10 protein-coding genes and 1 pseudogene are annotated in these 14319 nt (G+C 45.5%); 7 read left to right on the top strand and 4 right to left on the bottom strand.

Annotated features, from left to right (window positions below):
* Positions 1 to 12 precede the first annotated feature (12 nt).
* Together trpB and alaS are read right to left on the bottom strand one after the other, a co-directional pair.
* On the bottom strand, positions 13 to 1248 hold the full coding sequence (trpB, locus tag NLP_RS18815; RefSeq protein ID WP_104907720.1) for a tryptophan synthase subunit beta: 1236 nt from the start codon (positions 1246 to 1248) through the stop codon (positions 13 to 15).
* A gap of 298 nt (positions 1249 to 1546) precedes the next feature.
* The gene (alaS, locus tag NLP_RS18820) at positions 1547 to 4189 is read right to left on the bottom strand and encodes an alanine--tRNA ligase (RefSeq protein WP_104907721.1); all 2643 of its coding nucleotides are present in this window, start codon (positions 4187 to 4189) and stop codon (positions 1547 to 1549) included.
* Between the two features lie 324 nt (positions 4190 to 4513).
* Between alaS and NLP_RS18825 the strand changes: the two genes are divergently transcribed.
* The 3 genes from NLP_RS18825 to NLP_RS18835 all read left to right on the top strand — a co-directional run bounded on the left by NLP_RS18825 (position 4514) and on the right by NLP_RS18835 (position 7244).
* Complete coding sequence (locus NLP_RS18825) at positions 4514 to 4711, top strand: heavy-metal-associated domain-containing protein (protein WP_104907722.1); 198 nt, start codon at positions 4514 to 4516, stop codon at positions 4709 to 4711.
* Between the two features lie 919 nt (positions 4712 to 5630).
* A complete protein-coding gene (locus NLP_RS18830) occupies positions 5631 to 6665 on the top strand; it encodes a GGDEF domain-containing protein (RefSeq protein ID WP_104907723.1) in 1035 nt (344 codons plus the stop codon).
* A 219-nt stretch (positions 6666 to 6884) separates the two neighbouring features.
* Positions 6885 to 7244 carry a hypothetical protein gene (locus tag NLP_RS18835; RefSeq protein ID WP_104907724.1) on the top strand — a complete coding sequence of 120 codons (360 nt, stop codon included), beginning with the start codon at positions 6885 to 6887 and terminating at the stop codon, positions 7242 to 7244.
* 314 nt (positions 7245 to 7558) lie between these two features.
* Here NLP_RS18835 and NLP_RS18845 read toward each other — a convergent pair whose 3' ends face one another.
* Positions 7559 to 8296, bottom strand: a complete 738-nt coding sequence (locus NLP_RS18845) for a Ycf66 family protein (protein WP_104907725.1) — start codon at positions 8294 to 8296, stop codon at positions 7559 to 7561.
* Positions 8297 to 8512: 216 nt separating this feature from the next.
* Here NLP_RS18845 and gndA point away from each other — a divergent pair, with 216 nt between their 5' ends.
* Together gndA and NLP_RS35035 are read left to right on the top strand one after the other, a co-directional pair.
* Entirely contained in the window at positions 8513 to 9997 is a 1485-nt protein-coding gene (gene gndA, locus NLP_RS18850; RefSeq protein ID WP_104907726.1) for an NADP-dependent phosphogluconate dehydrogenase, read from the top strand.
* Between the two features lie 568 nt (positions 9998 to 10565).
* Positions 10566 to 10752 (top strand): annotated as a pseudogene (locus tag NLP_RS35035) (IS630 family transposase); the annotation flags it as partial.
* 76 nt (positions 10753 to 10828) lie between these two features.
* Here NLP_RS35035 and NLP_RS18860 read toward each other — a convergent pair.
* Positions 10829 to 11752 carry a LysR family transcriptional regulator gene (locus NLP_RS18860; RefSeq protein WP_104907727.1) on the bottom strand — a complete coding sequence of 308 codons (924 nt, stop codon included), beginning with the start codon at positions 11750 to 11752 and terminating at the stop codon, positions 10829 to 10831.
* A gap of 120 nt (positions 11753 to 11872) precedes the next feature.
* Here NLP_RS18860 and NLP_RS18865 point away from each other — a divergent pair, with 120 nt between their 5' ends.
* Complete coding sequence (locus NLP_RS18865; protein WP_104907728.1) at positions 11873 to 12964, top strand: NAD(P)-dependent alcohol dehydrogenase; 1092 nt, start codon at positions 11873 to 11875, stop codon at positions 12962 to 12964.
* A 58-nt stretch (positions 12965 to 13022) separates the two neighbouring features.
* Positions 13023 to 14096, top strand: coding sequence for a zinc-dependent alcohol dehydrogenase family protein (locus tag NLP_RS18870; protein ID WP_234016981.1), 1074 nt, complete (start codon positions 13023 to 13025; stop codon positions 14094 to 14096).
* Positions 14097 to 14319: the final 223 nt, after the last annotated feature.

The raw sequence follows: 14319 nt of genomic DNA on the forward strand, positions 1-14319 counted from the left end.
TTTTATGTAGATTTACGCTGGATATAATAATTTTGCTGCTGTTTGTACATCTTTATCACCACGTCCAGAGCAGTTAATTACAATCCGAGGACTGCCAGTTAGTTGAGGACAGAGAGTTTCGAGATAAGCGATCGCATGTGCTGTTTCCAATGCCGGGATAATCCCCTCCAATTTCGATAATCGCTGAAATGCCGCCAAAGCCTCTGCATCTGTCACACTATAGTATTCAGCACGACCAGTATCCTTTAAATAGCTATGTTCTGGCCCCACGCCTGGATAATCTAACCCCGCACTAATTGAGTGTGCCTCAATGATTTGCCCATCTTCATCTTGCAGTAAATAGCTCATGGCTCCGTGCAGTACACCAATTCGTCCTTTTGTCAATGTAGCTGCGTGTTTTTCGGTATTGACACCTTCCCCGGCTGCCTCAATCCCAATGAAGCGTATAGAAGGCTCATTCATAAACTCATAGAATAGTCCCATTGCATTGGAACCACCACCTACACAAGCCAAGAGAATATCAGGTAATCCACCCCACTTCTCCATTGCTTGGGCGCGGGTTTCTTCGCCGATTCCTGCATGGAAATCACGTACCACCATTGGGTAAGGATGGGGCCCTGCTACCGAACCAAGGATGAGTGGAGTAGTTTCCACATTTGTCCCCCAATCTCGGATTGCTTCGGAAGTAGCATCCTTCAAAGTTCCGGTTCCCGCCTCTACCGGCCGCACTTCTGCTCCCATCAGCCGCATTCTAAAAACATTTAAAGCTTGGCGTTCCATGTCCTGAACACCCATGTAAATTACGCATTCCAGCCCAAAACGAGCGCAAACTGTGGCTGTAGCAACTCCATGTTGTCCAGCACCCGTTTCGGCAATAATCCGTTGCTTCCTCATGCGTTTCGCCAATAATACCTGACCAAGGGCATTATTGATTTTGTGAGCGCCAGTATGATTTAAATCTTCACGTTTCAAGTAAATTTGTGGCCCGGTGCGATCGGGTTGGGCATAATGATCAGTCAAGCGTTCAGCAAAATACAATGGTGTCGCACGTCCTACATAGTCTCGTAACAACTGCTGTAGTTCTGCTTGAAAACCAGAGTCATTGCGGTATTGCTGATAAGCTGTTTCTAATTCAGCCAAGGCAGGCATGAGCGTTTCAGGTACATACTTACCGCCAAAGCGTCCGAAGCGGCCTAGCGTATCTGGAACCTGAGCAGTTGAACTTGGAGATAGGGGAGTGGTAGTCACAGGCTATTTTTGATGACGGGAATCACTTAATTATTATAGAAAAGTCTGAAGCATATCTGGGGAATGGGGAGAAAGCAGAGGGGCAATGTGGCAGTGGGTAGTAAGTCAAAAGCTAAAAGTAAAAAGTAAAAAGAAAAGAATTAAGACTTCATCAGTCTCTTTTGCCCTTTAACTTTTGACTTTTAACTTCATCTTGGGTGCAGGGGAGGCAGGGGGAATTTTGGAAGTGCTAAATCATCCCGTAAATATGCAACGCCTAAAATTCTTCCCCTATTGTAAGAGTTCCCCTTCGGTTTGGTTAACCCAACGCGGACTTTAACTCACTTTCCGCTTGTCCCAACGCATCTGGTAATTTAGTTGCATCGCGTCCGCCAGCTTGGGCTAAGTTCGGTCTTCCACCGCCGCCGCCGCCGCAAATTTTAGCGATCGCACCCACAAATTTACCAGCTTGCAAACCTTTTTTGTTCACTTCTGAACTAAAAGCTGCAACTATACTAACTTTTCCTTCTTCGGGAACAGAACCCAGCACCACTGCACCGTTACCGATTTTTTGCAACAAGCGTTCGGCTGCGGTTTTCAATGATTCTGGATCTACATATTCTAACTGGGCGACAATAATTTTATGATCGCCTACGCTTTGGGCTGTTTGTAGCAAGCTGTCTGATTTAGCGATCGCTAGCTGTACCTTTAAGGTTTCTAATTCCTTCTGGCTATTTCTCAGTTCGCTTTGCAGACTTGTGATTCTGTCTGGTAATTCTTCGGGTTTAACTTTGAAGCGATCGCTCAAATCTTTAACTACTTTATCCCGTAGATTGAGATAATCTAATATTGCCGGCCCCGAAACAGCTTCAATCCGCCGCACCCCAGAAGCCACACCAGCTTCCGAGATAATCTTGAAGACGCCAATTTCAGCAGTATTACTGACATGGGTTCCACCGCATAGTTCCATTGATACGCTGGGGAAGTCAATCACGCGCACTTCCTCGCCGTATTTTTCCCCGAACATGGCAACAGCACCCCTAGCTTTCGCCTCTGCTAAAGGTAATACTTCCACCTTGGCAGCATGAGCCTCAGCAATCCAAGTGTTCACCTGTTCCTCAACTTGTTGAACTTCCTCTGCTGTCAACGCGCAAAGACAGTTGAAGTCAAAGCGCAACCTGTCAAAGGAAACCAGAGAACCTGCTTGAGATATGCCCTCATCAACAATTTTTCTCAATGCCGCTTGCAATAGGTGTGTTGCGGTATGGTTAGCTTGGGCGCGACGGCGACAAGCCGGATCGATTTGGGCGGTGATCTGATCGCCTACGCGCAGTGTACCGCGTTCGATGCGTCCGAAGTGAACAAAGAAATCAGATTCTTTTTTAACGTCTTCTACCCGAACAACGATACCATCACCAGAGATATAACCGCGATCGCCGATTTGCCCCCCAGATTCACCATAAAATGGCGTTTTGTCAAGGACAATTTGCACCTGTGTCCCCACTTCTGCTTCCTCTTGAGAAACACCTTCTACCAAAATCGCTTCAACTTTTGCCGTCGCCGCCGATTGGGCATAGCCTAAAAATTCGGTGACTTGGATGTGTTCTGCTAATTTGTCGAGGGAACCTTGCACAGTTAAATCGATAGTTTCATGTGCTGCTTTAGCACGTTCCACCTGTTTTTGCATTTCGATATTGAATCCCGCTTCATCAACTGTCAGATTATTTTCCTCAGCAACTTCTTGAGTAAGTTCCAGGGGAAATCCGTAGGTGTCATAGAGGGTAAATGCACTTTCACCACTAATTTGAGTTTTCCCTTGCTGTTTCACCTCTTGAATGATTTCTTCTAGGAGTTTTTCGCCTCTATCCAGAGTTCTGAGGAAATTGGATTCTTCCCGTTGCAACTCAGCTTTAATTGCTGCTTCCCGTTGGCGCACATTGGGGTAAGCTGATTCGGAAAGAGCGATCGCAGTTTCAGCAACTTGGGTAGTAAATTCGCTAGAAATCCCAATTAATCGCCCATGACGCACCACCCGCCGAATTAATCGCCGCAACACATAACCGCGTCCGACGTTGGAAGCACGAATTTCATCAGCAATCATGTGGACAACAGAACGAACGTGATCGCCAATAACTTTTAGAGAGACTTTGGTTTTTTCATCACTTTTGTGGTAATCAATGCCAGCAATTTGCGCTGCTGTTTGGATAATTGGGAAAATTAGGTCAGTTTCATAGTTATTGGGTACTTTTTGGAGAATTTGCGCCATTCTCTCCAAACCCATACCGGTGTCGATGTTCTTGTTTTGCAGTGGCGTTAAATTCCCGGAAGCATCCCGGTTATATTGCATGAAGACGAGATTGTAAAACTCGATGAACCGGGAATCGTCTTCTAAATCTATATTTTCGTCACCGCGTTCTGGGTGGAAGTCGTAATAAATTTCGGAACAAGGGCCACAAGGGCCAGTCGGGCCAGATACCCAAAAGTTATCGTCTTCACCCAAGCGCTTAATTCTCGCTACCGGCACACCAATTTGATCGCGCCAAATTGCAAAAGCTTCATCATCGTTTTCAAAAACGCTAACGACGAGATTTTCAGGGGAAAAGCCAAAGACTTGTGTGGAGATTTCCCAACCCCAAGCGATCGCTTGTTCTTTAAAATAATCACCAAAGCTGAAATTGCCCAGCATCTCAAAAAAGGTGTGATGCCGTTTGGTGCGTCCGACATTTTCGATGTCGTTGGTGCGGATACACTTTTGCGAAGTCGTAGCCCGCTTAAATTCTGGTGTGCGCTGCCCCAAGAATATTGGCTTAAATGGTAGCATCCCCGCGATCGTCAGCAGCACGGTTGGGTCTTCTGGCACGAGGGAGGCACTTGGGAGAATTTGGTGTTCCCGTTGAGCAAAGAAGTCGAGGAATATGTTGCGAATTTCGTTACCGCTTAGGTACTGGGGATTTGAAGACATAGGTGTTTTTAACTTTAGACTTTAGATTTTCGACTTGGGCGTAGCGGCACTAGATAGGTGTATTTTCATAAATAGCTTTATATATTCTTGCATTTTGTTTTATATTACTGCCAGCGAATTCTGCCAGTAGGTGAGCAAAATGCATTGATTAGGACGCTTCTACAACATAATCCGACTCTGGCAAGATGCGTGTAGGCGTAGCCAGCAATTCTCTACCAGAGGCTGCGCCAGCGACAAAGCTCAGTGACCGTCGTAGACATCGCATTTCGATGCTTAAAATTAATCATTAAGAAATACTTTAAAATTTCCATACTGAGGTAACAAATGGCACTAAAACTGAAAGTATCAAATATTGCTTGTGAGGGATGTGCAGAAATAATTACTGAGTCTATCCACGTTATGGAACCTAAGGTCAAAGTGGATGTTGATATTAACGCTAAAACTGTCACGGTGGAGTCCGAAACTTCTGAGGAGTCAATCAAACAGGTAATTGTTGCTGCTGGTTACGCTGTAGAAGGTTAGCGATCGGATTCCAGCTTTTTACAGAATAAAGATTTAGACTTTAATATCTCAGGCGACGCTAACAAAATTTTTTTATATTTCCCGCCTGTAGACGGGCAAAATAGAAATAATTTCCCCAAATTAGGGGCAGGTTTTGACATAATTTTTTTATTTAGCTTTGTTTTCCAAATTTATAATGTTACAGCAAATCACAACGACGTGAATTAAGTAAATAGACAAATCCAGAGAAAGTGTAGGCAGAAAGATTTTATTTCTCCTGCTAATGCATTGTTTTTTTGTTTAATTTTACTTAAGTTATAAATTTTTACCCGAAAATTTCTGTCTTTATTTAGAGGGTAGGTAAGCCCCAAAAAGCTACTGTGCATAGCATTAGGTAGTTTTACTGTATATTTTAAATATAATTTAAATACTTTTTTAATATTTGATTTAAACCTAGCTTATAAATAAAAAGCTAAAAGTTTTTATGGGAAATGATATTTTTAATTACATAATGAAATTTTAGATTTTATAATTCAATGAAAAAATTTTACATTTTCTTCTTATGTAGAAAATTGTCTGACTAATAGAATGATTATTACAAACTATTTATTTTGGTAATTTCATCAGGAAAATAGTACTTAAGAAACCACAGCAATCGTTTTTATGACTTTAAATAATATTCAGTGTTTTTACTGTTTTAAAAACAAACTGTAAAGAAGACATTAGTTGTTAGAAATAAATATTTTCCAACCTGTAGTAGTAAATATAAAGTCTTAAAATGAGATTAAATTTGGAAGTTCACTATCTAATCGATTGTTAAAAAAACAAGATGTCAAAAAATATAATTTAGCCGATAACATCATATTTAGTATTAGACGACAATAGCAGTAGTTACCCAAGTGAATTTATTTAAAATTTAAATAGGATAAAAAATAAAGCAATGAATATTTCTATTCTGATCTTTGGAAAAAATAATTTTATCGCCACACTTCCAGATCAGATCCGTTATGCGACTGCTTTTAGTGTAGAAGTTATAGACAATTTGGAGCGAGCAGTGTCGCGGATTAAAACAACACCCCCCGATATAATCCTGGTGCAAGCTAGCCTAGATGGCAGTATGGAACTCTGCGGTTGGTTGAAAGATCAGACAAAACTATCGTGGATATATTGTATTCTCTTCGAGGATCGTTCCCAGCAGCTGACTGATAGAAATAAGGGTTGGCATAGGGAATTGGAGATGAGTGCTGCGGCCCTAAAGCAAGGAGCCGATGCATATATTTGGCATCTTATTGAAGAAAAAACAGACTATAGCTTGGCAGAGTTAACTGCCAATCATGGACTAATACTTGCTCAATTGACAGTTGGTTTGCGGAAAGCACAAAAATACCGAGATTTGATTCGGACAAATGATATGTTATCTGCGATCGCCTTAGCAGATTCATTGACAGAATTAAATAATCGTCGGGCTTTAGAATGGGACTTACCCAGACAAATTCAAAGAGCCAGGACTCAAAAAACTTCCCTGAGTTTGATTATTCTGGATGTAGATCATTTTAAGAAAGTTAACGATACTCATGGGCATTTAGTAGGCGATCGCATTTTGCAAGTATTATGTCAGCGTTTGCGCCACAATCTGCGCTGTCAAGATACAGCATTTCGCTATGGTGGCGAAGAATTTGTGATTCTTCTGGCTAACACTAGCGATGAAGAAGCACTATTAGTAGCCCGTCGTCTCAATCGCGTAGTCAGCGACGAACCATTTGCACTCAACAATAAACTGACAATTAATACAATTAATATCACCATTAGTTTGGGTACAGCCTCTCTGCAAGCTGAGGATGATGAGAAAGGAGAGAGTCTGCTGTATCGTGCCGATCAATGTCTATTACAGGCTAAAACTTCTGGGCGAAATCGGGTGATTAACTCGAACTACTTATCTCATCATGGCTCACATTTGAAAGCTGTTTCTTCGTGAAAGTAAGAAGTGGGGAGGATATACGTGTCAATTTTAGCTAAAACTCTTTTAAAACCTGGCTCATAAAAGTGCGATCCTGAAAGAATCAGATTTAGCATTAAAAATTACAATGGTTCAATTTAATTTTTAGAAAATTCCTTGAAATAAGCAATTTGAGGTGTTGAATTAAAGTAGCAGTCGCTAAAATCTATACATCTGACCAAGTATTTTCATTGCCAGATGACAACTTCAATAGCTTATTACATCTCTCGCAAACAGGCTCAGGACTTTCTAGCTAAATTTGCCCAAGCACTGTTATCTCCAGAATCTACCCCACTGCTGTTTCAGATTTATGGGTTCGGGGGAGTTGGTAAAACTACCCTCACCCAAAAACTAAAAGAGACGCATGAGTTGCAAGCTGACTTTGCAGAGGTGTCCTTTGGGCTTACACCAAGTATTGAAACGCCACTGAAGGTAATGGAAAAGCTTTATGAACTATTACCAAAACCTACCGGACTCTGGCGAAGGGATTTATTACCTAAACCCGACCCTTTTACATCACTTTATGAGCAGTATCAGGATACGGGCAAACAAAGTTAAAGGTATTGCTCGCTTAGATGAATTAAGTCAACTTCTAGAATATTTACTTATCACAACAGCTGCAATGCGTTAAGCTGCATTATTTTGGGCACAAGCTCGTCAACAAGGACAACCAACAGCTGGTGATAAGACAATTGACGGTGAGATAATTTTAGTAGCCCAAGCTGTAACTATTATCGGTGCAGATGTTGCGATCGCAACAACTAATGTTGGTCATTTATCTAGATTTTTTGCAGCCGATTTGTGGCAAAACATTAAAGTAAGTTGAGTGAAACCCAACATTATATTTAGGTTAACGCTGGGTTTCACAGAATTCAACTACCTTGATTAGGCGGTATTGCTTCCGGTGGCGTTTCTGCTGGGGGAGCGAGTACCGCATCCGGCGCAATGTCTTCTACAGAAATCGGTTTCTTGTCCTCAATTTCAAAATCTGGTTGCGCTGCTTCCACCAATTCAGGAGATGGGGGATGTGGGGGAATCGCTTCCGGTACACTCTCGGTTTTTGCTTCAGTGTTGGTAGTAACTCTCTCCTCTGCTGGTTGTTCTGGTATGACAATAGTTTTGTCGATAATCTCAACAGCAGGTTTATCTGTTATTACAGAGGTAATATCTTCAGGTTTGGGGGTTGTGGGTGTCTTTTTGCTCACAGTCTGCTGTACCTTGTCTTTCGCACCACTGAAGGTACTACCCAGACCTTTTTGCAACTGGCCCAGCCGTTCCTGAAGGGACAACTTATTTACCTGTTCTTGAATGCCAGTTTTTACCGTCTCAGCACTGGGTACTTGGGTTTGTTGTGCCTGCGGGGTCAATTGCCGACGTAATGATAGAGTTTGCCAGCCAAACCAGACCAAAAGAGCCACACTAGCCACATGACCCAGCAACAAACCTCCAGTAATGCGTGGTGCAAACACCCATAAGACTAAAGCATAGAACAATCCGACGCCACTCCAAATAAAGTCATTCTTGCGGTGGATTTCTGGAAAAAAGAAAGCTGCTATATAAATGGCTAAACTACCAAGACCCACTACCAAAGCTAGGACAAATGCCAGCATTATTTGGTTACTCCTTACTGCGTCCTTTGACTATTTCAATTTTGCAAATTTTGCAAGTTAATTGTTGATTTAGATACAATTTAAAATTAATTATCCATGTTAGTTGTGGATTTTTGCCCTTTATTCAAGTCTTAAGGTCTTCTTTAGGGGAGAACGGAAAATATCGGACTACCCTTAAAGGTAAAAGGATCTGCAAGAGTTAGCCAGAAATTTTTTATGACACTACAAAGCTTTGGTGTGATTGGATTAGCCGTTATGGGTGAGAATATCGCTCTAAACGTGGAGCGTAATGGCTTCCCAATTGCAGTTTACAACCGCTCCCGAGAAAAAACGGATGCCTTTATGGCGCAGCGTGCGCCAGGACGGAACGTCAAAGCCGCTTTTACTCTAGAAGAATTCGTTGCCTTATTGGAACGTCCCCGCAAAATTCTAGTGATGGTGCAAGCTGGTAAGCCAGTAGATGCGGTGATTTCTCAACTCCGACCTTTGCTAAATGAAGGCGATATCATTATCGACGGTGGCAACTCTTGGTTTGAAGATACAGAACGACGCACTCAAGAATTAGAACCGGCTGGACTTCGGTTTATCGGGATGGGTGTTAGTGGCGGTGAAGAAGGTGCGCTAAATGGGCCTTCACTCATGCCAGGAGGTACAGAAAGCTCCTATGAGTATCTATCGCCAATTTTTAACAAAATTGCCGCCCAAGTTGATGATGGGCCTTGCGTAACCTATTGCGGTCCTGGTGGTGCTGGTCACTACGTCAAAATGGTACATAACGGCATTGAGTACGGCGATATGCAGCTGATTGCTGAAGCCTACGACTTGCTGAAAAATGTTGCTGGACTAGACCATAATCAGTTACACGAAGTTTTTACCGAGTGGAACACCACCGACGAACTCAATTCGTTTTTGATTGAAATTACGGCAAAGATTTTCCCCTACATTGACCCAGAAACAAATCTACCCTTAGTCGATTTGATTGTTGATGCCGCAGGGCAAAAGGGAACTGGACGCTGGACAGTGCAAACTGCAATGGATTTGGGAGTTGCTGTACCAACAATCATTGCAGCGGTGAACGCCCGGATCATGTCTTCCTTCAAAAAAGAACGGGTAGAAGCATCCAAGATACTTACAGGCCCTTCTGGCAAATATGAGGGAGATACTAAAGCCTTTATCAACATGGTGCGGGATGCCCTGTATTGCTCGAAAATCTGTTCTTATGCTCAGGGCATGGCACTGCTAGCTACAGCTTCAAAAACCTATAATTTTAACTTGAATTTAGGTGAAATGGCGCGAATTTGGAAGGGTGGCTGTATTATTCGTGCTGGATTTTTGAATAAGATTAAGAAGGCATTTAACGAAAATCCAGCGCCACCTAACCTGCTATTAGCCCCAGAATTCAAGCAGACGATTCTCGACAGACAAACAGCTTGGCGCGAAGTGTTGGCAACAGCAGCAAAACTGGGAATTCCAGTGCCAGCATTCAGTGCCTCATTAGATTATTTTGACAGCTATCGACGCGATCGCTTGCCTCAAAACCTCACTCAAGCTCAACGCGACTACTTCGGGGCGCACACCTACGAGCGACTTGATAAGCCCGGAGCCTTCCACACCGAATGGACACCGATTTCTGAAGCATCAGTGCAAACTTCCACACCAAGAGAGCTGCAAGCTACAGAACCAACTACACCTACAAATTAGAGAGTTTTAGATTGTAAATTTGAAAGTGGCTCTGTAAGAGCCACTTTTTTGTCAATTATCACTGTTAATTGTTAATTATTCAGTGTTAAGCCAGTTTCCACTAAAGTTTTAGCTGATGAAGCTGCAATCCAATCCATTACTTCAGGGCAAACGCATCTAAATTACTCTTGATCACAACCAAGGTTAAGAACCAACAAAAAATCAGGATTTGTCATTTAGATTTACTTTCCAAGACTCAATGCGATGTCTACGATGGTCACTGAGCGGCTGGTGAGCGGAGTCGAACCATGTCGAAGTGCGGGCTATTCGGCGTCGCATAAGCAAGGATTAATGAGATTAATTTTTACTCTATTCTCAATATAGTAGTGTTATTGACATGATGCGACCGCCCTGTCCATTACCTCCAGGTAGAGTTTGGTTTTAAAACCACCTTGAACTAAAGCGTATTCAAAACTGACTTGGGGTTCCCACAATCCCAAAAATAAAATTTACAAAAAGCCTTAAAAGAAAGCGATCGCTGTGAGCTAACACAGAAAATAAATATTGATGTTTCTCTTGATGAATCACCTATAGCCCAGATATGAATTTAGTAGAATTAGTCTGGCATTCTGAAGACAGAATTTATCGCTCACAAATTATTTAAATCACTAGAGGAACTGAGAAATTTACTAGACAGACTCTTAAATCAAGAAGAATTAATTATTAAATGGCAGCGAAAAATAAAAAATAAGAGTAACACTGTTATTGCAAGTTAAATGTGGAACAGCTTATCTTTGGCAACTTGGTATTAGTAGCCGAAAAGTTGTAATTTCAATTCGACCCAAACCGGATCTACATTCCCGTTTGTGCAGTTTGCCCATAAGCCAATTTGACCCGCAGAGCATCAATCAACGCAGCCAATGCCGGCGGTGTCTGGCGGCGGTTTGGATGATAAAGGTAGTAGCCGATAGAGGTCGGGCACCACTCTGCCAATACCCGGATCAACCTGCCCTTGGCAACATAATCGGCAATTTGATCATCATAGAGATACCCAATCCCCTGTCCCGCCAAGGCAGCAGCTAGAATCAGATCGCCGTCATTGAAGACGAGAGGCCCATCGACCCTAACCTGAAACGGCCGCCCATCTTCCTCAAACTCCCAAGAATAAAGACCTCCGGCTGTCACAAATCGGTAGTTAATGCAGCGATGTCCGGCGAGGTCTTGCGGTGTCTTCGGTACGGGATGGTCAGCGAAATAGGCTGGCGACCCGACGACTGCCGCTCGGATATCCGGGCCGACCCGCACTGCAATCATATCTTTGGCGACCTTCTCACCAAACCGGATGCCGGCATCATAACGGCTCGCTACAATGTCGCTCAGACCGTCATCTATCGTAATCTCAACGCGGATATCCGGATATGCATCGAGGAAATCGGGCAGCACGGGCGATAGCACAGAGGTCGCCGCGTGCTTAAACGTGGTAATGCGTACGGTTCCAGCAGGCTTGTCACGCAGCTCACCTAGGGCTGTCAGCTCGGCGCTGATATCCTCCAAGGCAGGTCGCAAGGTCTTTAACAGTCGTTCGCCAGCCTCAGTCGTCGAGACTCTCCGGGTCGTTCGCGCCAGCAATCGCAAGCCAAGACGGTCTTCGAGCGCCTTCATTGCGTGGCTCAAGGCAGATGGGGACATACCCAGCTTCGACGCGGCGCGCGTAAAGCTCATCTCGTCGGCGACCACCACGAATGCGGCTAAGTCGTTCAGTTCGTCACGCTTCATTACTGCATGTATTTCATCAGTTTATTCTGATTATGCCATCTAGTCAAAGGATTGTATCCGATCTATATTTACTGCACATAGATTAAATCGCCCCTGGCTTACAAAGAGGAAGAAAAGCAAATGCCAAGCAATACCTCTCTCGAACGCAATCAATCGCTGCGGTGCTGTTATGGACTTGCTGCTTTAGGTCAAGGTGATCGCCTGGTTTCCTGGGCTTTTGATCGAAGGGAGTTACGACCCAACGATATTGCCGTGAAGATCCAGTTCTGCGGCGTCTGCCACAGCGATCTGCACGCAATTCGGGGGAAGAGCCGCTTTCCTTTAGTTCCGGGTCACGAGATGGTGGGCGAGGTAACGGCAATCGGTGCGGATGTAACGAAATTCCGAATCGGCGACGCTGTGGTGGTGGGCACGATTATCGATTCCTGCCGCCACTGCCCACCGTGTATAAGCCATTTAGAGCAATATTGCCGCGAAGGTGTGACGAACACCTACGATAGCATCGACAGGCACGACGGCAGCATCACGCGCGGGGGCTACTCGAACGAATATGTTGTCGATACCGATTTTGCCTATCACATCCCATCGGGTCTCGATCCGGCAAGCGTAGCACCCCTGCTCTGCGCGGGGGTGACAACCTGGTCGCCGCTTCGCCACTGGGACGTGGGACCTGGCAAGACGGTTGGTATTGTGGGGCTGGGCGGTCTCGGTCACATGGCAGTGAAATTTGCTCACGCGTTGGGCGCTCATGTCGTCCTATTCAGCACGTCTGCGGGAAAGCTTGCCGATGCGAAGGCATTGGGGGCAAATGAAGCGATCGTGTCAACCGACGAGGCACAAATGGCAGGTCAAGCATCCCGCTTCGATTTCATCCTTGATACGGTTTCATCCCGCCATCCGCTCAACCCGTATCTGCGATCGCTCAAGCTTGATGGCACGCTCTGCTGTCTTGGCATTCCCGCAGATATGGATTTCAGCCCCGTCTTCCTAACGATGGGACGGCGGCGGCTGGCGAGTTCAGGGGTAGGGGGTACGCGTGAAACGCAGGAGATGCTAGATTTCTGTAGCCAGCATAATATATCAGCCGATGTCGAAATTATCTCGGCTGCGGATATCGACGACGGTTTTGAACGGCTTGAGCGGGGAGAGGTGCGCTATCGTCTGGTGATCGATATGTCCACGCTCGAAGCACCAGCCAAGGTCACTGCCTGATCTTTCCAAGCGGCGAAGTCTGAAGCCATATCAAAGAACTCCAGCATTCAGAGGTGAATTGACCAAGTTCGCGCCCAGAAAAACACTTAAACAGGAGATTAACATGCGACGTTGGATTTTGAAAGCTGGAACTACCGATATTGAGGGATTGGTTCTTGAGGATACACCAATGCCAGAGCCTGGTCCAGGCGAAGTGCGAATCCGTATTCATGCAGTGTCACTCAATTATCGCGACCAGCTTGTGCTGAAGGGGCTGAACGGTAGGCTGCCTGATAGGGATCTCGTGCCAGTTTCGGACGGCGCGGGTGAGATTGATGCGATCGGTTCTGGCGTCGATACGTGGGCTGTCGGCGATCGGGTCACGGGGTTGTACTTTGCATGGATCGGAGGGACGCCCAAAGCGGAGTTAGGCTTCGGTCTAGGTTCGCTTAATGAAAATGGGATGTTGGCTGAATATGTCGTTCTGCCCGTTGATCGCGTCGTGCGTGCGCCAGCAAGCTTGGACTACGCCGAAGCGGCAACCCTCCCCTGTGCCGCGCTTACAGCTTGGAACGCCCTCTATGGCGACCATCCGATTGGATCGGACAGCAAGGTTCTGGTTTTGGGTAGCGGTGGTGTATCACTCTTCGCCATGCTCCTAGCACGTGCGGCAGGCGCTCAGGTGATCGCCACGTCGAGCCAGGATGCCAAGCTGAAGCGATTGGTCGCCCTTGGTGCCAGCGATGGCGTCAACTACCGTGACACTCCAAATTGGGGAAAAGCGGTGTTCGAGCGGACAGGCGGCGTTAACAAGGTAGTCAACACCGCCGGTATAGGGACGCTGAACCAGTCGCTGGCAGCCCTCAGCTATGGCGGCGAAGTAGCCCTTATCGGATTAATGACGTTCGACGACGATGGTCCCCTGGAATATGGAGCGCTGATGGGTAAGGGTGCCACCGTCCGTGGCATCTCTGTCGGCAACGCAAAAATGTATGAAGCTTTGGCGCAGGCGATCGACACGCACCAGGTTCGACCGCCTATCGATCGCAGGTTCCGCTTCGAGAACGCCAAGGACGCTTATCAAGCTCTGTCGTCGCAGGAACTCTTCGGCAAGATCGCGATCGATCTGTCGGATCGCAAAAGCCGCATTTGATCGCCACCGGGGTTGCACAGATACCCACTAGCACTTGAGAGAACGCAATGCAATTACCCAAACTCACAAACCTCGTCTGTTGGATGCTGCTGCTCACCACCGGCGCGATCGGCTCGGCGTAGCCGTTGGCCAGGAGCGCCAGTCCGCCACACCGTTCGATTTCAAACAGGTGGCTTGATCGATTTCTGGCAGATCGCAGGGGATCGCTTCGACCCCAAACGGA

The organism is Nostoc sp. 'Lobaria pulmonaria (5183) cyanobiont', from assembly GCF_002949795.1.
Lineage (GTDB): Bacteria > Cyanobacteriota > Cyanobacteriia > Cyanobacteriales > Nostocaceae > Nostoc.